Origin of the sequence: Streptomyces sp. NPDC014861, assembly GCF_043081625.1 — a bacterium.
GTDB lineage: Bacteria > Actinomycetota > Actinomycetes > Streptomycetales > Streptomycetaceae > Streptomyces.
This window is the reverse complement of record NZ_JBIBWV010000005.1, coordinates 384,731-407,354: the sequence shown is the minus strand read 5'-3', so window position 1 is coordinate 407,354 and position 22,624 is coordinate 384,731. Positions and strand designations below refer to the sequence as shown.

The following is a 22,624-nucleotide window of genomic DNA, read 5'->3' as shown; positions in this document are numbered from 1 at the left end:
GTGGGCGGGGACGGGCTCGGTCACACCGAGGCGGCGCGGGAGGAGTCCGCGGGGCCGGGAGCCGCCGCGGCGGCCGCCGCGGCCCTGGCCTCGGCCATCTTCTTGCGGCTGGGCAGGACGACCAGCGCGAGCAGACCGCCGACGATGGTGCCGAGCGCGGCGGCGGTGAAGCCGATCTGGAGGCCGTCGGTGAAGATCGGGGCCACCGCGTCCCGCACGGGCCCCCGCACCTGCTCCGGCAGCCCGGAGATGGCGCTCAGGTCGCCCGCGGAGAGCAGCTCGGTCACCTCGCCGCGCGCCGCCGGGTCCAGACTCACGCCCTGGAGCGCGTCCGGGACCTCGCCGTGCAGGTGCTGGATCAGCAGGGTGCCCGTCAGGGCCACACCGAAGACGCTGCCGACCTGGCGGAAGGTGTTGGAGACGCCCGACGCGGTGCCGGCCTGCTCCGGGCGGACCGAGGAGAGCAGCGCGACGGTCGCCGGCGCCCCCACCAGGGAGACTCCCGCACCGAGCAGCGCCATCGACCACCAGTAGGAGCCGAATCCGCTGCCCGGCTCCAGCAGGGACAGCTCGAAGAGGCCGACCGCGCTGGCCAGCGAGCCGATCAGGATCGGGACCTTCGGGCCGAACTTGGCGGCGGCCACGCTGGCGACGTACGAGAAGACCATGATCGACACGTTCAGGGCGAGGAAGCGGACACCGGCCTGGGTGGTCGACAGGCCGTTGACCTGCTGGAGGTAGAAGGTCAGCAGGAAGATGCTGCCGTACAGGCCGAACAGGCCGAGGAAGTTGACGCCGCCGGCGACGACGAGGACGGGGTTGCGGAAGAGCCCCATGGGCAGCATCGGCTCCTCGCTGCGCAGCTCCCAGGCGATGAAGGCGGCCAGGGCGACGGCGGCGACGACGAAGGAGGCGAGGATGACCGGGTCGCTCCAGCCCCGGGCGCTGGCCTCGATCAGGCCGTACACCAGGGCGGCCATGGCGATCACGAAGAGGACCTGACCGGGGACGTCGGCGCGGCGGCGGTGGGGCGCCTTGCTCTCGTCGAGCCTGCCGGCGAGGACGGCCAGCGCGACGAGGCCGAAGGGCAGGTTGACCCAGAAGATCGACTGCCAGCCGAAGGCGTCCACGAGGACGCCGCCGAGCACCGGGCCCGCGGCGAGGGCGAGCCCGCCGATGCCGGCCCAGATGCCGATGGCGCGGGCCCGCGCGGCGGGCTGCGGGTAGGTGGTGGAGACGAGGGCCAGCGAGACCGGGATCATGATGGATCCCGCGGCGCCCTGGAGCACCCGGGCGACCAGCAGGAACTCGTAGTTCGGGGCGAGCGCGCAGAGGACGGACGCGGCGAGGAAGCCCACCAGACCGCCGAGGAAGATGCGCTTGCGCCCGAAGATGTCGCCGAGCGTCCCCGCGGTGAGCAGGAGGCAGGCGACGACGAGCGCGTAGGCGTTGATGACCCACTGGAGCTGGGTCATGTCCGCCGACAGGTCCCCCTGGATCTCCGGCAGGGCCACGTTCACGATCGTGGAGTCGAGGTACACCATGAAGACGCCCACGCAGATGAAGGTCAGCAGCAGACCTTTTCCACGGGTGGCGTCGGGGGTCGGTTGTGTCATGTCAGTCCTCATGTTCACGCGGGAGTGGAGGGCCCCGGCCTGCGCGCGGCAGGAGGGCCCGGCAGAGCCTGAGCACGGGAAACGCTAACTGACCGACGGTCGGTCCGACAAGCGACCGGCGGTCGGTCATGTAGCCTCGACGCATACACCCCGAGCAAGGAGGGCTGCCGTGATGGAGCGGACCGCGACCCCGAGGAAGCGCAAGCGCGTCGTCAAGACGGCCGAGGCGCGCAGGGCGGACATCCTGAGGGCCAGCCGGGACGTGTTCGGTACGGCCGGCTTCGCCGACGCCACGATCGCGGACATCGCGACGGCCGCGGGCATGGGCAAGGGCAGCTTCTACATGTACTTCGAGACCAAGGACCACGTCCTGGCCGCCCTGTGGGAGCAGTACGTCAGCGCGTTCCACGACACCACCCAGGAGATCCTGGGGCGCGGCCAGGCGTGGTGGCCGACGATGGACGAACTGCTGCGCAGCCTCCTCGACCACGCCATCGAGAACGCGGAGCTGCACCGACTGGTCTACAAGTCGGCGAACGCGAAGGCTCTGGAGCTGTGCAAGGAGTCCAACGCGCGCGTGGTGGACACGATCTGCGACTTCGTCCGGCGCGGCGCGGTCGCCGGCGCCTTCCGGAGCGCCAACCCCGAGTGGGCGTTCCGCATGATCTACCACGCCGCCGACGGCCTCCTGGACGACCTGATCGCGGACGGCTCGCCGATCGACGCCGAGGCCATCGGCCGCAGCGTCCTGGAGATGGCCCACCGGACGCTCGGGGACCCCGACCTGGCGCCCGCCGGCCGCTGACGTCCCGCCCGGCCCGCTCCGCGACGGGCCGGGCACCCGCACGCCGGCCGGACGGACCCGCGTGGACACGCGCGAGGGCCCGCTCCGGAAGGCGCCGGGAAGGCCTTCCGGAGCGGGCCCGTCCACCGGGCCACGAACACCCGGACACCGTCCACGCTCTGCGGAGAGGGCAGGATTCGAACCTGCGCGGGCCCGAACGGACCCGACCATGGAGCCGAGGCTCCGGTCCCCGATAAACCACTCCGGGCACCTCTCCAGAATCCGTCCGGACACTTCCCGGCCGGTTCCTGAGAAGAACAATGCCAGACCCCGCTGACGCCGGTCTGACGCCCCGCTGACGTGGGTTCCCGGCCGGCCCGACGCCCGTGCGCGAGCGGGACGGATCCGCGTGGACACGCGCGAGGGCCCGCTCCGGAAGGCACCGGGAAGGCCTTCCGGAGCGGGCCCGTCCACCGGGCCACGAACACCCGGACACCGTCCACGCTCTGCGGAGAGGGCAGGATTCGAACCTGCGCGGGCCCGAACGGACCCGACCATGGAGCCGAAGCTCCGGTCCCCGATAAACCACTCCGGGCACCTCTCCAGAATCCGCCCGCACACTTCCCGGCCGGTTCCTGCGCGGAGAGGGCAGGATTCGAACCTGCGCGGGCCCGAACGGACCCGACCATGGAGCCGAGGCTCCGGTCCCCGATAAACCACTCCGGGCACCTCTCCAGAATCCGCCCGCACACTTCCCGGCCGGTTCCTGAGAAGAACAATGCCAGACCCCGCTGATACCGGTCTGACGCCTCGCTGACGCGCTTCCGACGCCCCTCGGGAAGGCCCTTTCGGCGCCGCGCCCTTCGATGCTCTAATTCCCTCGGTTCAGTCCCACCGAGAGGGAGCGCGAACGTGTCCGCCATGGAAACCGAGAGTCCGGCCTTCCTGGCCGTACAGAAGTACAACCCCGCCGACAACCCCAGTTCATTTCTGGCGGTGAACGAGGGAAACGAAACCTTCAGTGTCCCCGAAATGAACGGAGTCATCTCGTACCGGAGGACGGGACGGTACGCCGTCCAGTTCGGCGGCCCCTTCGCCGACAGCGCGTCCTACGACGCGCTGCTGGAGCGCTTCGTCACCCACGTCCACGACGAGGGGCTCACCCTCGTCGCCGTACAGCTCCAGCACGAGGACGCCGGCGCCTACGCGCGCCAGGGCTTCACCGTCAACCAGATCGGCGCCTCCTGGGCCGTCCGCGTCCCCGAACTCACCTTGCGGGGAACCCGGTTCATGCAGCTCCGCAACAAGATCTCCCGGGCGCACCGCAACGGCCTGAAGATCCAGGAGGTCCGGGCGGAGGACTGGCGGGACGGCCTGAAGGTGATCGACCGCGCGTGGCTCGGCTCGAAGGGCGAGCACGCCCGCCCGCTGGAGTTCCTGGTCGGCCAGATCGGCGGCCCCATGCAGGCCCACCGCCGGCTCTTCGTCGGCACCATCGACGACGCCCCGGTCGCGTACATCTCCTACTCCCCCGTGTTCGGCTCCCGGGCCGGCTGGATGCACGACCTGAGCCGCCGCATACCGGACGGCTCGCCCGGTCTGATGGAGGCCATCAACGCCCACGCGCTGGAGGTGTTCCGCGGCGAGGGCGTGGAATGGCTGCACTTCGGCTTCACGCCCTTCACGGGCCTGGACGCGAGCCACGAGGTCCCCGGCCACAGCCCCGCCTTCCAGTGGCTGATGCACTTCCTGTGGGACCAGGGCGCCGCGCTCTACCCGGCGCAGACACAGCTGGCCTACAAGCAGAAGTGGGCCGCCGACGTCGTCATCCCCGAGTACGTCGCCTTCGAGAACCAGGCGTCGCTCCCCGGCTTCGCCCACATCTTCCGGGCGAGCAACGCCTTCTGAGGACGTCACCCCGAGTTCACCACCGCCGTACCGGCCGAGAAGGGAAGATCGTGTCCTACACCACCCTCAGCACCGACGAGCTCCGTCAGTCGATGGTCGAGCACCTCATGCGCATCATGGGGTGCCCCGACGACGAGACCCTGGCCCGCGAGGCCGACGCCGTCCTGCTCACCCTGGACCGGCGCCTGGCCGAGGAGACCGCCGCGGCCTGACCGCGACGCCCCGGCCCCGCCCCGTCCGGCCCCGGCCCCGGCCCCCGGTCAGTCCGATGTCAGAACCACATCAGCCCGATAGGCGAGGCTGGGCAACACGTCGACCCGGACAGGCCCCCCGCGCAGCGCAGCGCACCGCAGTGCCGCGGCTCACGTGCCGGGCGAGAGCACGACGCCACTCCCCCGCACGCCCTCCTGACACCGGCACGGCTGCTCTGCCACCGCCTCACCACCGCGGCACATCAGCCCAAGGAGTGCACCGTATGTCATCGCCGCACGTCCCCACCCACGAGAACAGCGTGGTCGATCCCCTCGACGCACGCCGCGCCTCCCGGTCTCCGCAGCCCACGGGAGCCTCCGCGACCTTCTCCGAACTGCTGAAGAGAGTGAAGGCCGAGGGGCTGCTGGACTTCGACCCGCGCTACTACATAGGCCGCCTGGCGCTCAACGCGCTGCTTCTGGCAGCCGGCTTCACCGCGTTCTTCCTGCTCGGCGACTCCTGGTGGCAGCTCCTCGTGGCCGTGTGGATGGGGCTGTGCGGGACGCAGTGCGCCTACATGTTCCACGACGCCGGCCACAAGGCGATGTTCCGGGACAAGCGGGTCGCCACCGCCATCGGGTACATCCACGCCAATCTGATCAACGGTTCGAGCTACGGCTGGTGGGTCAACCACCACAACCGGCACCACAGCAACCCGAACCACCTCGACATGGACCCCGACATCGGCCGCCGCACCGCGATCTTCGACCTCAAGCAGTACCCGAGCCGGAGCGGCGTCAAGAAGTTCATCGTCCGGTACCAGAGCGTCCTCTTCTTCGTCCTGCTGGTCCTCGAATCGCTGAAGATGAGCAAGACCGCGATCAAGGTCATCGCCAAGGGCGAGACGAAGCGACCGGTCCTCGAAGGCGCGCTGATCCTGCTGCGCGCGGCGATCTACCTGACCCTGACGTTCACGGTGCTCTCCCCGCTCCTCGCCGTGGCCTTCATCGTCGTCCAGCAGTTCGCCCAGGGCCTCTATTTCGGCATGATCTTCGCCCCGAACCACAAGGGCATGGAGATCCGCGACGGCGAGGAGGAGACCCTGGACTGGCTGGAGCGCCAGGTGCTCACCTCGCGCAACATCCGCCCCTCGCTCCTGATCGACTTCCTGTACGGCGGACTCAACTACCAGGTGGAGCATCACCTGTTCCCGTCCATGGCGCAGAAGAACCTGCCCCGGGCCCGGGAGTTGACCCGTGAGTACTGCGCGGAGCGCGGCGTCCCGTACCACGAGGTCGGCTTCTGGGCCTCGTACCGGGAGGTCGCCGGCTTCCTCCACGAGGTGAGCGCGCCCGTGCGCCGCAACGAGGTCGAGGAGACGCTGGAGCGGCGCGCCGCCGCCTGAGCCACCTCGCCCGACACATCCCCCCACCACCGTCCCCCCACCGAGCACGCCGGCGACCACGCCCCCGACCGGGGCGGGTCGCCGGCCTGCGACCGGCCCAGGAACACGTCCGGCCTCACGAGGAGTTGTGCCCCCGATGCCCAGAACCGCCGTATCCCAGGAGAGCGGCACGGACAGAGCCGCCGCCGCGGCGTCGATCGGCGACCGTCTCGACCGGATGCCGATCACCTCCACCCACCGACAGCTCACCGCGGTGGTGGGCATCGGTCTGCTCTTCGACACCTTCGAGAACAACCTCGCCGGCACCATCTCCAAGGTCCTCCAGAACGACTTCGCCTTCGACGGGACCACCCTGAAGCTGGTCCTGGCCTCCGCGTTCGTCGGCCAGTTCATCGGCTCCCTCGTCCTGGGCAGGGTCGCGGACCGCTACGGCCGCCGGCGCGCCTTCCTCATCAACCTGGCGCTCTACTCCGGCTTCTCCCTGCTGGCCGCCTTCTCCCCCAACGCGGTCTGGCTCATCGTGACCCGCTTCTTCGCGGGGATCGGGATCGGCGCCGAGCAGACCCTGTCCGACTGCTACCTCGCGGACGTGCTGCCCGCGAAGAAGCGCGGCCGGTACACGGCGTGGGCGTACACGATCGCCTTCTGCGGCGTCCCCGCCGTCGGCTTCGCCGCGATGTGGCTGGTGCCGCTGAGTCCGCTGGGCATCGACGGCTGGCGCTGGCTGTTCGTCATCGGTTCGTTCGGGTCCGTGGTCGTGTGGTTCCTCCGCCGACGCCTGATCGAGTCGCCGCGGTGGCTCGCCGCGAACGGCCGCGTGGAGGAGGCGGAGCACCTCGTCGCGAGCATGGAGTCCGGGAAGCCCGCCGGCCGGCGCGCCCTCCCCGGCCCGCGGCGGTCCTCCGGAGTCCCCGCCCCGGTCGGCCCGGAACCCGGATCCGCCGGATCCCCCGATCCGGCCGGCCCGGAGCTCCGGCCGCGCCTGCGGACCGTCTTCAGCAAGCGGTACCGCCGGCGGACGGCGATGCTGTGGACCTTCAGCGTCCTCTCCGTCTTCGGCTACTACGGCTTCGGCGCGCTGGCTCCCCAGATCCTGGCGGCCAAGGGGTACGGAGTGGTGACCGGGCTCGGGTTCATCGCGCTGTCCTTCCTCGGCTACCCCATCGGCTCGGCGCTCTCGCTCCCCGTCATCGACCGGTTCGAGCGCAAGACGCTGATCGCCGTCGTGGCCGCGGCCATGGTCGCGACGGGCACCGGCTTCGCGTACGCGGACTCCGCGGCGCTCGTCGTCGCCTTCGGCTTCTGCTACACGCTGTGCAGCAACATCTTCTCCAACGTGTCCCACGTGTACCTGGCCGAGCAGTACCCCACGGCCTTCCGGGCCACGGCCTCGGGCGCGGCGTACTCGCTGTCGAAGCTCAGCGCCGCCGCGCTCCCCTTCATCCTCCTCCCGGTGCTCGACGCCCACGGTCCCGGCGCGCTCTTCCTGGTGATCGGCGCGGCCATGGCACTGCTCGTGGCGACGGTCCTGCTGCTCGGGGACCGCACGACCGGCACCTCCGTGGACACCACCCGACGTCCGTGACGAAGCCGCCCGGCCGGGCGGCGGATCGGCAGGAATCATGAGCGGCATACTCGACGGCAAGCGCGTCCTCGTCACCGGCGTGCTGACGGAACACTCCATCGCCTTCCACGCGGCGAAGGTCGCGCAGGAGGAGGGCGCCGACGTCGTCCTCACCGGCTTCGGCCGGCTCTCCCTGGTGGAACGCACCGCCCAGCGGCTCCCGAAGCCGGCCCCGGTCATCGAACTCGACGTGACGTCGCCGGAGCAGCTGGCCGGCCTCGCCGACCGGATCGGCGACCACGTCCCCTCCCTCGACGGCATCGTGCACTCGATCGCCTTCGGCCCCCAGGGCGTGTTCGACTTCCTCTCCGCGGAGTGGGACGAGGTCTCGACCGCGGTCCACGTGTCGGCCTTCTCGTACAAGGCGCTCGTGTCGGCCTGTCTGCCCCTGATGCCCCGCGGCGGGTCGGTGGTCGGTCTGACCTTCGACGCGACGCAGACCTGGCCGCACTACGACTGGATGGGCGTGGCCAAAGCGGCCCTGGAGTCCACCAACCGGTACCTCGCCCGCGACCTGGGCGACCGTGACATCCGCTGCAACCTCGTCGCCGCCGGCCCGATCCTGTCGATGGCGGCCAAGTCCATCCCGGGCTTCGCCGACCTCGCCCGCGCCTGGGAGACCCGCTCGGCCCTGTCCTGGGACCTGAAGGACCCGGCCCCTGTCGGCCGCAGCGTCGTCGGCCTCCTCTCCGACTTCTTCCCGCAGACCACCGGCGAGATCGTCCACGTCGACGGCGGCGTCCACATGACCGGCGCCTGACACCCGCAGGGACCGGCCGCCGGCCCGTCGTCCGTGTCCCACCGGGCGCCCCTCTCGTTCGTATCCGAGGCTTTCGATCGAGCGAGGACGAGGTGGGGCATGCGGGTCCGACGGATGGCGGGGATGACGAGCGGGTCCGGTACGGGGGCGGAGAGGGCGAGCCGGTCCGGTACGGGGGCGGCGGGCGGGCCGGGGAGGATGAACGCGCTCGACCGTGCCCTGGCGCTGGTGCCCGTACGGGGCGGCGCGCCGATGCTGGTGGGCCACGTCCTGGACTTCCCCGAGGGGGCGTTCACCCTCGACGAGCTGCGCGGGCGGGTGGCCGAGCGGGCGCCGGGCCTGGAGGCGCTGGGTGTCGTGGCGGTCGCGGGGGCGCGTTCCTGGACCCGCACCCCATCGCCCGAGCCACGGGTGCACGTGCGCGCGGAACGGGTGGACGGGCGGCTCGCCGAGGCGACCGACGCGTCCCTGGGCGCGCCGCTGCCCGCCCGCCCGGCTCCGGGCTGGGACCTCCTGCTGCTCACGTGCGGGGCGGAGCAGGTGCAGCGGCTGTGCTTCCGTATCGACCACGCCGTGACCGACGGGGTCGGGACGGCCCACCTGGTGGCCGCGCTCCTGGCCGACGAGCCGGTCGACGGCCCGTACCCCTATCTGCCTCCGGGGTCGGGACGGGCTTCACGGGCGTGGCTGCGGGCATCGCCGTTCGAGCGGTTCCCGGAGCACGAGACGGTGCCCCCCGGGTGCGGTGCGGTGCCGAGCGGGGTGGCGGCGCTGGCGTACGCGGACGTCCCGGACCGGGAGCTGCGGGCGGTGGCGCGGCGGTGGGGGGCGGGCGTCAACGACGTGTATCTCACCGCCGTCGCCGGAGCGCTCGCGGCCTTCCAGCGGCGGCAGGCGGGACAGGTGCACGACCTGCGGGTCGTGATGCCGATGTCGGTCCGCACCGGGGAGGCTCGGCTCGCCCCCGGGAACGCGGCGCTGCCGGCGCTGCTGCGGCTGCCGTGCACCGCCGCCGGGCCCCGGGAACGGCTGGAGGCCGTGGTCGCGCAGACCACCGCGCACAAGGCGTCCGGGCTGCGGGAGGGCGGCTGGAGGATCCTCCTGCGCATGCCGCCCCGCTTCCTCCACCGGTCGACGGAACGCGCCCGCTTCCGGCTGGCCGCCAGCCACATCGGCGTCAACGGCGATTACCGCGTCCTGGGCGCGCCCCCGCTCGGCGCGAGCGTCTTCGGCCTGAACAGCCCTGGCATGCTGGGCTACTTCTCCCTCACCCGCACGACGACCACCGCCCGTGTCGCGGTCGTCCACGACCGGTCCCACACGCCGGCCACCGATCTCCCCGCCCTCTGGGTGAAGTCGCTCACCGAGCTCTCCGAGCACGTGGCGTGACCGCCGGGGCGGCGCCCGGACCCTCTTGAGGGAGGGGCGGCGGCGGGCCGGGCCCGCCGCCGCCCTCCGGAACGCGCCCGCGTCAGCGGCTCAGGTCGCGGAAGCGCTTCACCGCCAGGGGGAAGAAGATCGCGACGAGGAGCAGCGGCCAGGCCACCGCGAGCAGTTCCGCGTGGGTGGCGGCCCAGGAGTCGCCGTCCGCGCCCGGGTTGCCGAACAGTCCGCGTACGGCGGTGGCCGTGGCCGACATCGGGTTCCACTCCACGGCCGCGCCCAGCCAGGCCGGCATCGACGCCGGGGAGGCGAGGGCGTTGGAGAGGAAGGTGACCGGCCAGACGAGGATCTGCACGGCCTGGACGAGTTCCGGCCTGCCCGCGACCATCGCCAGGTGGATGCCGATCCACAGCATCGCGAAGCGCAGCAGCAGGAGCAGTCCCACCGCGCCCGTGAAGGCGGCGAAGCTCCCGTTCCAGCGCCAGCCGATGGCGTACCCGACCGCGATCATCACGGCCAGGCCGACGACCGACTGGAGCATGTCGGCGACGCTCCGGCCGACGAGGACCGCGCCGGAGTTCATGGGCATGGAGCGGAACCGGTCGATGACGCCCTTGCCGAGGTCCTGGGTGACCGACGTCATCGTCGCCTCGAGGCCGAAGGCCATGGTCATGGTGAGCATGCCGGGGACCAGGAAGGACGTGAAGTCGCCCTCGACGCCGCGCCCGCCGCCGATGAGGTAGCCGAACATCAGCATCATCATCACGGGGAAGACCAGGCCGACGACCACCTGCACCGGCTGCCGCGCCCAGTGGGCGAGTTCGCGCCGGGTCATCGTCCAGGAGTCGGCGACCGCCCAGGCCGCCTTCGAGCGGGTGGGCCGCGCGGTGACCGCGCCGTGCGTCAGGGTGCTCATACGGCGTCCTCCTTCGTCAGGTGCATGAAGACCTCGTCGAGCGTGGGCCGGCGTACCGCGATGTCCTCCGCCTCGATGCCGGCCGCTTCCAGCGCGCGTACGGTCGCGGTCAGCGCGGCCATGCGGTCGGCGACGGTGGCGCTGACCAGCCGCCGGTCCTCGTCCACGCTCGGCTCTCCGGGGAGGAGGGCGGCGGCGCGCGCCAGTTGGGAGGCGTCGCGGACCACGACGTCGATGCGGTCGCCGCCGGTCCTCGACTTCAGGTCGTCGGCCGTGCCCTCCGCGATGACCCTGCCGTGGTCGATCACGGCGATCCGGTCGGCGAGCTGGTCCGCCTCTTCCAGGTACTGCGTGGTCAGCAGGACGGTCGTGCCGCCGCCGACGAGTGAGCGCACCGCGTTCCACACCTCGGTGCGGCCGCGCGGGTCGAGCCCGGTCGTGGGCTCGTCCAGGAAGAGCACCTCCGGCCGGGAGATGAGCGACGCGGCGAGGTCGAGTCGTCGTCGCATGCCGCCGCTGTACTGCTTGACGGCCTTGTGGCCGGTGTCCGCGAGCCCGAACCGCTCCAGGAGCTCGTCGGCCCGCGTTCCGGCCCGGCGGGCGCCGAGGTGGTGGAGGCGGCCGAACATCTCCAGGTTCTGCCGTCCGCCGAGCTCCTCGTCGACGGCGGCGTGCTGGCCGAGCAGCCCGATCCGCGCGCGCACCTCGTCGGGCCGGGTCCGCACATCCGTGCCGGCCACCTCGACGCGCCCCTCGTCGGGGCGGAGCAGCGTGGACATGACGCGGACGGCCGTGGTCTTCCCGGCGCCGTTCGGACCGAGGATCCCCTGGACGGTCCCCGCGCGGACCGTGAGGTCGAGGCCGTCGAGGGCCTGTTTGTCGGCGTACCTCTTCCGTAGGCCCTCGACGACGATCGCCAGATCGTGGTCAGACAACACACCCTCCCGGACGTCATTGGTCAAACTTGACTAGGGAAGGACCGTACGACACTCCGCGCCAACTAGTCAAGCTTGATTACCGAAGGGGTGACGCCCCCCGTCACCTCTGGTAGTCAAACTTGTACAGTGGGCCCGGTACGAGCCCTCCGGAAGCGACAGGAAGGAGACGCGCATGTCAGCGATCCGGCTGCTGATCCTCGGCGCCGTCCGCCAGCACGGGCGGGCCCACGGGTATCAGGTACGCAACGACCTGGAGTTCTGGGGGGCCCACGAGTGGTCCAACGCCAAGCCGGGGTCGATCTACCACGCGCTCAAGCAGATGGCGAAGCAAGGGCTCCTCATCGCCCACGAGGTCGCGCCGAGCACCGCGGGCGGACCGCCCCGGGTCGAGTACGAGATCAACGACAAGGGCACGGAGGAGTACTTCACCCTGCTGCGCGAGGCCCTGACCTCCCACGAGCAGAAGGCCGACGTGCTCTCGGCCGGCATCGGCTTCATGGTGGACCTGCCCAGGGACGAGGCCGTCGCGCTGCTCAGGCGGCGGATCGCGGGGCTGGCGGAGTGGCGCGCCTCGGTCACGGAGTACTACACGCCGGAGGACGGGCCCGGCCAGCTCGGGCACATCGGCGAGATCATGAACATGTGGCTGCACTCGGCCGACGCGGGCGCGGAGTGGACGCGCGGCCTGGTCGAGCGGATCGAGGGCGGCGCCTACACGTTCGCCGGAGAGGGCGATCCTTTCGTCGGCGTCCTCGCGGAGGACGAGCCCAACCCGTACGCGACGGGCCCGCACCCCGAGGACGACCGCTAGCCGCGAGCCGAGGGGCCCGCGACCCTGCCGTCCGCGGGGCGCGGGCCTTCGGGCACCCCACGGACCAGAGAGCGAACCCATGAACTCCCCCCGCACCGACGGCCCGCCCGAGAGCCGTCGCACGGTCCACCCCGGCCGCCTCCTCGCGTTCGGCTACGTCGGTCTCGTCGCCACCACGGGCCTGGCACGCGCCTTCGCGGGCGCCCGGCCCGACGGCCTCCTCGGCCTCCTGCACCTGTCGACCTTCCCGGGATCGGTGCTGGTGACGGTCGGGGGGCTCTACCCCCTCGCCCTCCTCGACCCCCTCGGCCCGGAGACCGACCCGGACCCGGACGCCACCGGCAACCCGTTCGCCTCAGCGGCGCTCGTCACGGCCGGCGCGGCCGTCAACGCGCTGCTGGCGTACGGAGTCGCGCACCTGGCGCGCGCCCTGCGCGGCGGGAGCCGCTGACAGGTCCTAGCCCGCGTGCGGAGCGGCGGCCTCGGCCGCGGTGTAGGACGAGGTGAAGGTGAAGGCGCGCGGGGACGGCCCGTTCTCGCGCAGCTCCGCCAGCCGCTCCAGGGCCTCCCCGACGGTCGGCACGTGCCCTGCGGGGATCCACCACATCACCAGGTGCGCCTCGACGTGCCGCTGGAACCAGTCGCGGCGCTGCCGCATGACCTCCAGGTGCCCGCTGCGGTAGGTGAACTCCCACAGCGCCTCCTGGCTCTCCCACACGGAGAGGTTGACGATGACGTCCTCGCCCGCCGGCCGCAGCCCGGTCGCGTCACCCGTCCCCTCCTCCGCGAGCCTCCACACGAACCCGGGCGTGCCGTCGGCGGCGGCGTTGACCGGGTCGAGCATCTCGACGAACGGCGCGATGCGCGGGTCGTCGAGGGGGTACAGGAGGGTGGCCACATTGAGCTGGGCGAGGTGGGCGGCGGGGGGCGCGGAGGCTGTGGTCATGGCCTCATACCAGCATGGCCGCCGTTTCTATGTCAATGTTCGTTGTTTTTAGAAGGTTCGAGCACGACGCAGCACTCCCCCGGCCGGGCGTCCATCCGCGCCCGCACGGGGCCGTCGGCACCGAACAGCCCTTCCAGCAACGCGAGATTCATGCCGCAGACCAGCGGCGGGAAGGCTTCGGCGACGGCATGGAAGGGGCAGTTGCGCATCCGGATGACGGCGGCGGCACCGTCCACGGCGGCTTCGGCGTCACCCCCGGCCCCGGCCGCGTCCGCGCGGGCTCCCGCGTCACTCCCGGCCGCGTCCCCGGGGGCCTCGCTGTCGCTCCCGGCCGCGTCCGCGCGGACCTCGGTGGCACCTCCGGCCGTTTCGAGACGCGGCTCGTAGCCACGGGCGGCGAGGATGGCCATGGCCTCCTCCAGGCCGCCGCACGGCACCGCGGTACCCCGCAGGGCCTCGCCCCGGCGGCGCGCGGCCGCGTTGAGCGCGGCGTCCAGGCCGGCCTCCTCCGCCGCCTCGGCGAGCAGTTCCGCGGCGGTGCGGTAGTCGCGGCCGGGCAGGGACACCGACCGCTCGCCCGCCGCCCGCGTGTACACCTTGGCGGGACGCCCCGCTCCCGGCCCGGTGCGTCCCGTGAGGCGACGGCTGCCGCTCTCCAGCAGGCCGGCCTCGGTCAGCTTGTCCAGGTGGTGCGCGGCCAGCGTCCGCGCCACCCCCGTCCCCTCGGCGGCCTCGTTGCGCCCGACCTCGCGGCCCTGCGCCACCACGTACTCGTAGAGACGGCGGCGCACCGGGTCCTGGAGCAACGCGATCGCATCGATGTCCTTCATCCGGACATTCTATTGAGCATCCCCGTCGGAGATAGAAAGCCGCCGGGGGCGTGAGGCGACGGCTCGGCCCGGAGGACCGGGTCGGGTCGGGTCCGCGGACCGGGCCCCCGATCCCGGAGCCCGGGATCGAGTCACCGGCTGACGGAACCACGGGCTCACGGGCTTATGGGCCTATGGGCTTGTGGGCTTCCTGTGGGCTTGCCGGCTCGCGGGCTCAGGTTCGGTCGACGGCCTGGAAGCGCATGCAGACCACGGGTGTGTCCTCCTCCACCGGCGTGCCGATGCCGGCCCAGAAGCGGGAGTGGCCGGCTCGCCAGTCGTCCAGCGAGCGGTCGCCCTCGCCCTCGGCGGCCGCGTGCTCCCAGGTGACGTCGCGGTACGGGACCACCTCGACAGCGGTGATCTCGATCGTCGCGACATGGTCCCCCTCGTCCCCGACGAGCGCCAGCCGCTCCCCCGCGAACTCGAGGCCCTCGGTCTCCTCCACGTACTCGGCCAGCAGACCGGTGGTGGCGGTCTTCCGCCCGTCCAGCACCAGCCCGGTCAGCCACTGCCTCATCTCGCCGGGCGTGCCCAGCTCCAGCGCCCTCATGCCGTCGACCCTCGGCCACATGGTCCTACCGTCCTTCCGGGCGTTCGCCCGCTCGTTCGTGATCCCGCCCCCGGCAGGGGACGGGCCGGTCACCCCGTGCCGCACCACGCCTCCGCCGACGTCGGCGGGCTCCCCTCGGTGTGCAGCGGGCTTCCGCGCGGGTCGCACGGGAGCGGCACCGACGCCGGGCATGATCGCGAACCTAGGCGACCGACTGGCGCGGGGCAAAGGAGATTCGGGGGCCGGGGGGGGATGACCGGCGTCAGACCGGGGTCGTACGGCTCCGGAGCTCGGGTTGCGACCGTGGGTGGACGCGGGGGCCGCACCCGGAGCCGTAGCGTCCTCGGCATGAGGACAATGATCCGGGCGGCTGCCACCGCCCTTCTCGCCTGCGCCGTCGCGTTACCCACCGCCGTCACCGCCACCGCCGCTCCGACGCCCGCCGTGCGGAGCGGTTCGACGAGCGTCACCGATCGGCCGGCCGATGCCGTGCGGCTCCCGGCGCCCACCGGTCCGTACAGGGTGGGGAGTTCCGTCCTGCACCTGGTGGACCGCTCGCGCACCGACCCGTGGGTGCCCGAGGCCGACGGCCGCGAACTCATGGTCACCGTGCACTACCCGGCGTCCGCCCGTCCGGGGAACGGCCGTCCGGCGGCATACGCCACCCAGGAGGAGGCCCGGCGGCTGCTGGAGGCCGTGTCGGTGGACGACCCGGCGCTGATCCGGCAGGTGGCCATGGCCCGGACGCACAGCAGGACGGACGCGCGTCCCACCCCGGGGCGGCACCCCCTGGTGGTGCTCTCGCCCGGCTTCGGCATGGCGCGGTACACCCTCACGAGCCTCGCCGTGGACCTCGCCTCGCGGGGCTACGTCGTCGCCTCGGTCGACCACGCCTACGAGTCGTCCGGTACGTCGGTGCCGGGCGGGCGCACCCTGACCTGCGTGGCGTGCGAGGTGATGGACGAGAGCGGCTGGAGCAAGGGCGCGCTGGTGACGGGTACCCGCGCGGCGGACACCCGGTTCGTCCTGGACCGGCTGACCGGGGCCCGGCCGGCCTGGAAGTACGCCTCCTCCATCGACCGGAAGCGGATCGGCATGGCCGGCCACTCGATCGGCGGCGCGAGTGCGGCCACCGCCATGGCCTCGGACCGGCGGATCGACGCGGGACTGAACATGGACGGCTCCTTCTGGGACGAGCTGCCCGCCGACGGACTCGGCGGACGCCCGTTCCTCTTCCTGGGCACCGACTCCCACGGACCGGGCGGCGAGGACGCCTCGTGGGACAGGACATGGGCGGGCCTGAGCGGTTCCAAGCACTGGCTGACCGTCACCGGCGCCGACCACCTCGGCTTCTCCGACGCGCCCGTGCTCCTCGACCACTTCGGCCTCCCGCACGGAGACCTCCCGGCCGAGCGGGTGGTGTCCGTCACCCGCGCGTACGTCGCCGCCTTCTTCGACGAGAACCTGCGCGGCAGGGAGCAGCAGCTCCTGGACGGCCCTGACCCGTCCCACCCCGAGGTCCGGCTCCACCGCCCCTGAACCGGGCGCGGGCCCGGCCCCCGAAAGCGGAACCCGGGCGGGCCGGGCCACCGGTCCCGCCCTGCGGCGGCCGGGTCGCCCCGGGGACCGGCCCTCCGGCCCAGGGGAACCGGCACCCCCACCGCCCAGCGGGTTTCCCCGCTCCCCACACAGGGGATCAAAGCCCTTGCCCAGAAAGGCAGTTGGGGCATCGAGGCAGGGGGGCGCCATGTCGGGTGGGATGGATCTGGCTTCGGCCGCGGTGGACCTGGTGGCACAGGCGGGGACCACGGCGGTCGCGGCGGCCGGGGGCGCTGTCGGAGCCATGGCCGTCGAGCTGGTACGGGGCCGGCTCCGCGCCGTCGACCAGGGGCCGGAGGCGCTGGCGGCGGTCGAGCAGGCTCCGGAGGATCCGGACGCGCGCGCACGACTGCGCGAGAAGCTGCTGGAAGTGCTCGCCGAGGACCCGGCGTTCGCCGCGTATCTGGCGACCCTCCTGGCCCCGCCGAAGCCGGCGCAGCCGCCCCACAACGTCGGCAGCATCCACGTGGACCGCAGCTCGCGGGCCCGTGGCACGTTCATCATCGGCGACCAGGCGATCACCAGGGTCCGCAAGGGCGACCCGCTGGCGCTGCTCTCGCTCGTCGCCGTGGTCGCCGTGCTGGCGCTGGCCCTGTACGGCCTCGCCGGCCTGGTGGACGGCGACGACGACGGGGACCCGCCGTGGTTCGGCTCCGGCCCGAGGGTCACGGCCCTCAAGGACCCCCAGCTGGTCAAGGCCGTCGTCCCCGACCTGCACAGCATGCCGACCGGCTGGCTCAGCCGGGACGAGCCGTCCGTGGACACGGGCGAGGCGGCCTGCGAGATCCTGAGCGACTGCGCGGGGATCCTCAGCGTCGCCCGGTCGTCCTACAGGAACCAGTACGACCAGTCCGCGTACTTCGCGGTGATCGCCTGCGCGTCGGCCGACGACGCGGAACGCGTCTACGCCCAGGTGACCTCGAAGGTACGGGACAGGAGCGGGGCCAGACCGCTGTCCGTGCCGGCCCTCGGCCAGGGGTCGTCGGCCTTCGAGCTGTCCGACGGAGAGGGCCAGGCCTTCGCCCGGGTGGGAACCGCCGTGGTCCTCGTGTCGGAGCAGGGAAGCAACGACGACTACGAGGTGGAGACCCTGATGCGCCTGATCCCCATGGCCGCCGCCCGCGCCCAGGAGGCCCAGGACGGCCACACCCCCAGCGCGACGGCGGGGTAACGGGCCACGGCCGGCGCTCGGCCCGAGGCGCTTCCACCGAGCCGGCGGACCCACCGGACGATCTACGCCCCCACGCACTTCGGCCGAACCCGCAGACCCACCGGACGATCTACACCCCCCAGGCACTTCGCCCGAGCCCGCGGACCCACCGGACGAGCCGCGACCCCAGGCGCTTCGGCCGGGTCGGCGGACCCACCGGACGAACCTCGGCCCCAGGCGCTCCGGCCGAGCCCCCGGACCCACCGGACGAACCTCGGCCCGAGGTGGACGGCGTGCGGGTCACCCGGTCGCGGGCACCAGGGTCCTCCTGACCCATGCCGTCGCCGCGCCCAGCAGCCCGCCGACCAGCCAGGCCACGAGCAGCCACTCCGCCAGGAGTCCGCCTTCGCCTCCCGCGGCGGTCGCGGTCACGGAGAAGGCCACGTGGGCGGCGGGGAGGACGAGGGCTCCGACGACCGCGCCCGCGACCGGGGAGGCGCTCATCCAGGCCAGGCACACGGCGAGCCCGGCGAAGGCCCATCCCGTGGACATCGCCAGGGCCGGGATCTCTCCGAACGCCGTCCAGAGGAACACCGCGACCGGCGTGTCCGGCACGGCGTACCGCCCCGAACCCGCGGCCACCAGTCCCGCGACCGCCCCGAACCCGAGCCCCGCTGTCAGGCCCCCCACCAGCATCTTCATGCCGGAAGACTAAGCGGAGACCAGGTCCTTGTCATGTCCCGCCCCACTGTCCGCCGCGCGAGAACCTTCCGCCGAGCGGCGCGAGGAGGGAACCTGTCCTCGTGTCCGTGGGGCTCGTGGGCGGAGGAGGCGGCGTCGGTGATGGCGGAGTACGCGGGGCGGATGGGGCTTCGGACGGGGCAGTCGGTGCGCGAGTCGGGGTGGGACGACGACACCGACCCGGCGATCCGGGACGACATCCGGCGGGCCACGGGTCGCCCGCTGCTGGACGAGGATGCCGACGACCGCGCGGACGTCCTGCTGTACTGGTGGCGCCTGGGGGACGGCGACCTCGCGAACGAACTGACGCACAACATCGGCCCGTTGACCGACGACGGCGCGATCTGGGTGGTCACCCCCAAGGCCGGACGTCCCGGGCACACGCCCGCCGAGGAGATCGCCGAGGCCGCAGACGACGCGGGACGGTGCCGCCTCGCCGGCGCCGATCTCGGCGCCTGGGAGGGCCACTTGATCGGGCGCCGGACCGCCGGGACGTGAGACGGACCTGCCCGACACCGGTCTCCTGTCGCACGCGGCGGGGCCGGTGGACGGCGGGTTCCGGGTGACCGAGGTCTGGGAGAGCGCGGAGGCACTGGAGCACCACGCGCGGACCTTCGGCCCGATCCTCGCGGACCTCGGTCACGCCGAGGTCCGGCCCACGATCTTCCCGGCGCACAACGTCGTCGTACGGTAGGAGAGTTCGCCGCCGGCCGGGCCCCATGGGGGCGCGGCGGCGTCGTCGCCCGCGACCGTTCTGGTGAACTGGCGGCATGACCTCACTGCCGCAGTGGTTGATCCGGGCTCTCGACCGGTTCAACGCCGCCCACCCCTGGGACCACAACGCCCACTACCACCGGTGGATCATGCGGCAGTTGCCCAGGCGCTTCCGCCGCGCGCTGGACGTCGGGTCCGGCAGTGGCGAGCTCGCCCGGCTGCTGGCCACGCGCGCCGAGGAGGTCCGGGGGATCGACTCCGATCCGGTGATCACCGCGCGGGCGCGGGAGTCGACACCCCCCGCGAGCCCGGTGACGTTCACGGTCGCGGACGGGCTGACCGGGATCCCGGCCGGTCACCACGACGTCATCACCTGTGTCGCCACGCTCCATCATCTGCCCTTCACCGAGGCCCTGACCGCCTTCCGCAGGCACCTCGCGCCCGGCGGCACTCTCGTCGTCGTCGGGCTGTCCCGGCCGCGTTCCGTCGGGGACCATCTGCTCGGCGCCGTCGCCGTCCCGCTGAACGCCGCCCTGGGGTGGCTGAAGAACAGGGGCCGCCGGGCCGCCCGGCCGGACGCGATGACGGCCCGGACCCGGCCGGCGGAGATGAGCTTCGCCGAGATCGTCCGGGAAGCCCGTGCGGTGCTGCCGGGCGCCCGGCTGCGGCGTCGGTTGTTCTGGCGCTACACCCTCGTGTGGCGGAGCCCCGATCACGGCTGAGCAGAGAACGTCAGGAGGCGAGGCCGCCGTTGCTCTTGAGCAGCTGGCCGTTGATCCACTGCCCCTGGGGCGAACAGAGGAAGTCCACCAGGTGCGCGGTGTCCTGGGGGGTGCCCATCCGGTCGAGCGGGGTCCGGCTCAGCACGTGCTCGCGCACGGTGTCGTCCATCCAACCGGTGTCCACCGGACCGGGGTTGATGACGTTGGCCGTGATGCCCAGATGGGCGAGTTCGTGGGCCGCCGCCAGAGTGATGCGGTCCAGCGCCCCCTTGCTGGCCCCGTAGGGGAGGTTGTCGACGGTGTGGTCGCTGGTGAGGCTGATGACGCGGCCCGCGCCCGGGTTTCCGCGGAACCGGCGGCCGTACTCGCGGATCAGGAGCCAGGGGGCGCGGGCGTTCACCGCGAAGTGGCGGTCGAAGCTTTCGAGCGTGGTGTCGAGGAGGCCGGAGTCGACCGACTCGCAGTGGCACATCACCAGGGCGGTCACCCCGCCGAGGCGCTTCTCGACCTCGTCGAAGACGCGCTCCGGGGCGCCGGGGTCCGCGAGGTCCGCCTCCACCGCCGCCGTGTGCGCGCCCCGCTCGGCCAGGGCCCGCGCCATGGCGTCCGCCGCGCCCGCCTCCGCGCCCCAGGGCATGCGGGCGTCGTAGGGCGTCCAGTACGTGAAGGCGATGTCCCAACCGGAATCCGCCAGTTGGGCGGCGACCCCGGCGCCGATGCTGACGGAACGGCCGACGCCGGTCACCAGTGCGACCGGTCGGCGAGCTTCAGACACCGTCTGCTCCACTGAGTTCGTCACGGCGCCATCGTTGGGTCGGGATCCGCTCCGCGCAAGCGGATTTCCGGGGCCGCGCGCGTCCTCCACCCGGACCGGCCGACCGGAGCGCGAGGATCTTCCGTCCGCCCGGCACGAAGTCTGTCCGACGACGCGTTCCCCGGCACCGGCGACGCTTCCCGCGCGAAGACCGTGGCCGACGCGGGGGTCGGGATCGTAGGCTCGCCCCATGATCGAGAAGAGCCCGGCCCTCCCGCCGTTCCCGCCCCTGCTGACCCGACACGACGAGGCGGAGACCTGCGCCGACCCGAGCAGCGTGATGACGCTCCTCGCCGACTCGGACCGTACGGCCGACGGCTTCACCAGCTACCGCTCCACCTTCGCCGAGGGGGCCGTGGGGGCGCCCGCCCACTTCCACACCAAGGCGACCGAGCTGTTCTTCGTGATCAGCGGCTCCCTCCGGGTCCTCGTGGGCGAGGAGGTCACCGTGCTCCACGCCGGCGACTTCCTCGCGGTGCCGCCGCACACCCCGCACGCCTTCGCCGCCGCGCCCGGCAGCACGGCGGACGTGCTCTTCGTGTTCACCCCCGGCATGGGCCGCTTCGACTACCTGCGTCTGCTCGGCCGGGTGGTGCGCGGCGAGGCGGACTTCCAGGAGATCGCGGACTCGGCGGAGAAGTACGACAACCACTACGTCGACAGCCCGGTCTGGCGCGCCGCCCTCGAGGAGACCGCGTGATCACGCCCACCACCCACGTCCGGATCGCGCGGCCCTCGCGCGACCTCGCCGCCGCCGAGCGCTTCTACGTCGGCGGCCTGGGCCTCGCGGTGCTCTGGCGCTCCACCGCGAGCGAGCCCGGCACCCACGACCTCCTGATGGTCGGACCGAGGGACGGCGGCTGGCACTTCGAGCTGACCCGCGACCCGGCGGCCCCGCTCGACCCCACGCCCACGGTCGACGACCTCTTCGTGGTCTACCTGGGCGAGCCGCCCGACGAAGCACTCGTCGCACGTCTGGTCGAAGCCGGCGGAACCCGGGTCGCGTCGCACAACCCGTACTGGGACGAGTACGGCGTGACGGTCGAGGACCCGGACGGATACCGGCTGGTGCTCTGCTCGCGCACCTGGGGCTGAGCGCGCGCCCGCGCGGCGTCAGCCGGCGAGCCCGAACACCCGGTCGCCCTGGCGGAGGCCGAAGGCCTCGGCCGCCGATCCGCCGCGGACCACCAGCTCGGCGAAGCCGACGCCGGAGCTGCCGACCGTGATGCCGGGCTCGCCGAGCGGGACGTCGGGGAGCCGGTCGTAGCAGCGCACCTTGACGTCGCGGCCTTCGAGCCGGTTGTGGACGAGAAGGGTCTCCGCGCCGTCGTAGCCGGGCAGTTCGGCGGGCGGCCGGTCCAGCTTGCAGTTGCCGAAGTTGTCCACGACGGCGACACGCACCTCTCCTTCGGTGGACGGGTGCACCGCCAGCGGCTCGGCGGGGACCGGGCGCCCGTCCGCCAGCCAGCGGGCGAGCAGGGGCACGTACGTACCAGAGGCTGCGGAACTGCGTCCGGACCATCTCGTCGATCTCGGCCGGCGCCAGCTCGGCCCAGCCGTCCGCGGCGGCCTCCAGGACCTCGCGCACGTCGGTGACCCGCACCTCCTCCAGGCCGAGGTAGGTCGCCAGGGGGGCGAGGACCCGCTGGTTCAGCGTGCTGACGACCAGGTGGTTCCCGTGCCGGAAGTAGCAGAAGGGCACGCCGTTGGGCCAGTGGCCGTCCCTGGGCGCGATGTTGACGAGCGCGACGACCGGTCGGCCGGGGCCGCCGATGAGCTCGGTGGAGCGGAGCAGGTCGAGCAGGGTGAGGGCGGCGGCGCCCTCGGGGTCCGGTCCGCCGAGCGGCAGGACGGTCGGCGTGGAGCCGAAGAGGGTGGCGATCCGGGCGGACTGGCGGGCGAGCGCGTTGGGGTCGGAGCAGTCGGTGAGGGAGACGACCGGGGGAAGGGTCATGACGGGTTCGTCGCCGTTCTGTCGAGGGATGGCATGGTTCGTACGATCTGGTGTGCTCTGGGCGTGAACATCGGTCTCGGGTGTTCGCTGGCTCGTCGACGGCCGGGCCGGGGCAACAAAAAAGGACCCTCCGTCTCCGGAGGGTCCGTCGCATCCAGTGCGCACACGGCTTCGCTAGCGAAGCGCCTCCGGGGGCGGGGGCATCATTCGCATCATGGCGAGGGT

25 protein-coding genes and 3 tRNA genes are annotated in these 22,624 nt (G+C 72.6%); 16 read left to right on the top strand and 12 right to left on the bottom strand.

Annotated features, from left to right (window positions below):
- Positions 1-20: 20 nt before the first annotated feature.
- Positions 21-1,616, bottom strand: a complete 1,596-nt coding sequence (locus tag ACF1BN_RS13905) for an MFS transporter (RefSeq protein ID WP_392331817.1) — start codon at positions 1,614-1,616, stop codon at positions 21-23.
- 172 nt (positions 1,617-1,788) lie between these two features.
- On the opposite strand from ACF1BN_RS13905, the gene ACF1BN_RS13900 reads away from it, so the two are divergent.
- Positions 1,789-2,421: a TetR/AcrR family transcriptional regulator gene (locus ACF1BN_RS13900; protein ID WP_392331919.1), complete on the top strand. Its 633-nt coding sequence runs from the start codon at positions 1,789-1,791 to the stop codon at positions 2,419-2,421.
- A 161-nt stretch (positions 2,422-2,582) separates the two neighbouring features.
- Here the strand turns inward: ACF1BN_RS13900 and ACF1BN_RS13895 are convergent.
- The 3 genes from ACF1BN_RS13895 to ACF1BN_RS13885 all read right to left on the bottom strand — a co-directional run bounded on the left by ACF1BN_RS13895 (position 2,583) and on the right by ACF1BN_RS13885 (position 3,135).
- Positions 2,583-2,677: transfer RNA gene (locus ACF1BN_RS13895), tRNA-OTHER, on the bottom strand.
- A gap of 232 nt (positions 2,678-2,909) precedes the next feature.
- Positions 2,910-3,004: transfer RNA gene (locus tag ACF1BN_RS13890), tRNA-OTHER, on the bottom strand.
- Positions 3,005-3,040: 36 nt separating this feature from the next.
- Positions 3,041-3,135, bottom strand: a tRNA-OTHER gene (locus tag ACF1BN_RS13885).
- Positions 3,136-3,321: 186 nt separating this feature from the next.
- Here ACF1BN_RS13885 and ACF1BN_RS13880 point away from each other — a divergent pair.
- The 6 genes from ACF1BN_RS13880 (at position 3,322) to ACF1BN_RS13855 (ending at position 9,678) form a co-directional block, all read left to right on the top strand.
- Positions 3,322-4,308 carry a bifunctional lysylphosphatidylglycerol flippase/synthetase MprF gene (locus ACF1BN_RS13880; RefSeq protein ID WP_392331816.1) on the top strand — a complete coding sequence of 329 codons (987 nt, stop codon included), beginning with the start codon at positions 3,322-3,324 and terminating at the stop codon, positions 4,306-4,308.
- A 50-nt stretch (positions 4,309-4,358) separates the two neighbouring features.
- On the top strand, positions 4,359-4,520 hold the full coding sequence (locus tag ACF1BN_RS13875) for a hypothetical protein (RefSeq protein ID WP_392331815.1): 162 nt from the start codon (positions 4,359-4,361) through the stop codon (positions 4,518-4,520).
- Between the two features lie 263 nt (positions 4,521-4,783).
- Positions 4,784-5,905 carry a fatty acid desaturase family protein gene (locus ACF1BN_RS13870; protein WP_392331814.1) on the top strand — a complete coding sequence of 374 codons (1,122 nt, stop codon included), beginning with the start codon at positions 4,784-4,786 and terminating at the stop codon, positions 5,903-5,905.
- Between the two features lie 136 nt (positions 5,906-6,041).
- A complete protein-coding gene (locus tag ACF1BN_RS13865; protein ID WP_392331813.1) occupies positions 6,042-7,490 on the top strand; it encodes an MFS transporter in 1,449 nt (482 codons plus the stop codon).
- Between the two features lie 37 nt (positions 7,491-7,527).
- A complete protein-coding gene (gene fabI, locus ACF1BN_RS13860; RefSeq protein ID WP_392331812.1) occupies positions 7,528-8,289 on the top strand; it encodes an enoyl-ACP reductase FabI in 762 nt (253 codons plus the stop codon).
- A gap of 198 nt (positions 8,290-8,487) precedes the next feature.
- Complete coding sequence (locus ACF1BN_RS13855) at positions 8,488-9,678, top strand: hypothetical protein (protein WP_392331811.1); 1,191 nt, start codon at positions 8,488-8,490, stop codon at positions 9,676-9,678.
- An 82-nt stretch (positions 9,679-9,760) separates the two neighbouring features.
- Here ACF1BN_RS13855 and ACF1BN_RS13850 read toward each other — a convergent pair whose 3' ends face one another.
- Together ACF1BN_RS13850 and ACF1BN_RS13845 are read right to left on the bottom strand one after the other, a co-directional pair.
- Positions 9,761-10,588 carry an ABC transporter permease gene (locus ACF1BN_RS13850; protein ID WP_392331810.1) on the bottom strand — a complete coding sequence of 276 codons (828 nt, stop codon included), beginning with the start codon at positions 10,586-10,588 and terminating at the stop codon, positions 9,761-9,763.
- A complete protein-coding gene (locus ACF1BN_RS13845; protein WP_392331809.1) occupies positions 10,585-11,523 on the bottom strand; it encodes an ATP-binding cassette domain-containing protein in 939 nt (312 codons plus the stop codon). Before ACF1BN_RS13845 ends, ACF1BN_RS13850 begins: the two co-directional genes overlap by 4 nt.
- Before the next feature lie 175 nt (positions 11,524-11,698).
- Between ACF1BN_RS13845 and ACF1BN_RS13840 the strand changes: the two genes are divergently transcribed.
- Positions 11,699-12,337 (top strand): PadR family transcriptional regulator, encoded by a 639-nt coding sequence (locus ACF1BN_RS13840; RefSeq protein WP_392331808.1) that lies wholly within the window; start codon positions 11,699-11,701, stop codon positions 12,335-12,337.
- 79 nt (positions 12,338-12,416) lie between these two features.
- Positions 12,417-12,788: a hypothetical protein gene (locus ACF1BN_RS13835; RefSeq protein WP_392331807.1), complete on the top strand. Its 372-nt coding sequence runs from the start codon at positions 12,417-12,419 to the stop codon at positions 12,786-12,788.
- A gap of 6 nt (positions 12,789-12,794) precedes the next feature.
- Here ACF1BN_RS13835 and ACF1BN_RS13830 read toward each other — a convergent pair whose 3' ends face one another.
- The 3 genes from ACF1BN_RS13830 to ACF1BN_RS13820 all read right to left on the bottom strand — a co-directional run bounded on the left by ACF1BN_RS13830 (position 12,795) and on the right by ACF1BN_RS13820 (position 14,726).
- Entirely contained in the window at positions 12,795-13,283 is a 489-nt protein-coding gene (locus ACF1BN_RS13830) for a DUF3291 domain-containing protein (protein ID WP_392331806.1), read from the bottom strand.
- 32 nt (positions 13,284-13,315) lie between these two features.
- Positions 13,316-14,113, bottom strand: coding sequence for a helix-turn-helix transcriptional regulator (locus tag ACF1BN_RS13825; RefSeq protein ID WP_392331805.1), 798 nt, complete (start codon positions 14,111-14,113; stop codon positions 13,316-13,318).
- Positions 14,114-14,327: 214 nt separating this feature from the next.
- On the bottom strand, positions 14,328-14,726 hold the full coding sequence (locus ACF1BN_RS13820; protein WP_392331804.1) for an ASCH domain-containing protein: 399 nt from the start codon (positions 14,724-14,726) through the stop codon (positions 14,328-14,330).
- A gap of 327 nt (positions 14,727-15,053) precedes the next feature.
- On the opposite strand from ACF1BN_RS13820, the gene ACF1BN_RS13815 reads away from it, so the two are divergent.
- Positions 15,054-16,244 carry an alpha/beta hydrolase family protein gene (locus ACF1BN_RS13815; RefSeq protein WP_392331803.1) on the top strand — a complete coding sequence of 397 codons (1,191 nt, stop codon included), beginning with the start codon at positions 15,054-15,056 and terminating at the stop codon, positions 16,242-16,244.
- Positions 16,245-16,464: 220 nt separating this feature from the next.
- Positions 16,465-17,475 (top strand): hypothetical protein, encoded by a 1,011-nt coding sequence (locus ACF1BN_RS13810; RefSeq protein WP_392331802.1) that lies wholly within the window; start codon positions 16,465-16,467, stop codon positions 17,473-17,475.
- Between the two features lie 279 nt (positions 17,476-17,754).
- Here the strand turns inward: ACF1BN_RS13810 and ACF1BN_RS13805 are convergent, their stop codons facing one another.
- Entirely contained in the window at positions 17,755-18,156 is a 402-nt protein-coding gene (locus ACF1BN_RS13805; protein WP_392331801.1) for a hypothetical protein, read from the bottom strand.
- A 141-nt stretch (positions 18,157-18,297) separates the two neighbouring features.
- On the opposite strand from ACF1BN_RS13805, the gene ACF1BN_RS13800 reads away from it, so the two are divergent.
- The 3 genes from ACF1BN_RS13800 to ACF1BN_RS13790 all read left to right on the top strand — a co-directional run bounded on the left by ACF1BN_RS13800 (position 18,298) and on the right by ACF1BN_RS13790 (position 19,631).
- Positions 18,298-18,693 carry a DUF3052 family protein gene (locus ACF1BN_RS13800; RefSeq protein ID WP_392331800.1) on the top strand — a complete coding sequence of 132 codons (396 nt, stop codon included), beginning with the start codon at positions 18,298-18,300 and terminating at the stop codon, positions 18,691-18,693.
- Positions 18,694-18,739: 46 nt separating this feature from the next.
- Positions 18,740-18,889, top strand: a complete 150-nt coding sequence (locus ACF1BN_RS13795) for a hypothetical protein (protein ID WP_392331799.1) — start codon at positions 18,740-18,742, stop codon at positions 18,887-18,889.
- A 76-nt stretch (positions 18,890-18,965) separates the two neighbouring features.
- Positions 18,966-19,631 carry a class I SAM-dependent methyltransferase gene (locus ACF1BN_RS13790; RefSeq protein WP_392331798.1) on the top strand — a complete coding sequence of 222 codons (666 nt, stop codon included), beginning with the start codon at positions 18,966-18,968 and terminating at the stop codon, positions 19,629-19,631.
- A gap of 10 nt (positions 19,632-19,641) precedes the next feature.
- Here ACF1BN_RS13790 and ACF1BN_RS13785 read toward each other — a convergent pair whose 3' ends face one another.
- Positions 19,642-20,418 (bottom strand): SDR family oxidoreductase, encoded by a 777-nt coding sequence (locus tag ACF1BN_RS13785; RefSeq protein WP_392331918.1) that lies wholly within the window; start codon positions 20,416-20,418, stop codon positions 19,642-19,644.
- A gap of 217 nt (positions 20,419-20,635) precedes the next feature.
- On the opposite strand from ACF1BN_RS13785, the gene ACF1BN_RS13780 reads away from it, so the two are divergent.
- Together ACF1BN_RS13780 and ACF1BN_RS13775 are read left to right on the top strand one after the other, a co-directional pair.
- The gene (locus tag ACF1BN_RS13780) at positions 20,636-21,145 is read left to right on the top strand and encodes a cupin domain-containing protein (RefSeq protein WP_392331797.1); all 510 of its coding nucleotides are present in this window, start codon (positions 20,636-20,638) and stop codon (positions 21,143-21,145) included.
- Positions 21,142-21,540 carry a VOC family protein gene (locus tag ACF1BN_RS13775; RefSeq protein WP_392331796.1) on the top strand — a complete coding sequence of 133 codons (399 nt, stop codon included), beginning with the start codon at positions 21,142-21,144 and terminating at the stop codon, positions 21,538-21,540. Before ACF1BN_RS13780 ends, ACF1BN_RS13775 begins: the two co-directional genes overlap by 4 nt.
- A gap of 18 nt (positions 21,541-21,558) precedes the next feature.
- Here ACF1BN_RS13775 and ACF1BN_RS13770 read toward each other — a convergent pair whose 3' ends face one another.
- Positions 21,559-21,930 (bottom strand): SAM hydroxide adenosyltransferase, encoded by a 372-nt coding sequence (locus ACF1BN_RS13770; RefSeq protein WP_392331795.1) that lies wholly within the window; start codon positions 21,928-21,930, stop codon positions 21,559-21,561.
- Positions 21,931-22,624 lie beyond the last annotated feature (694 nt).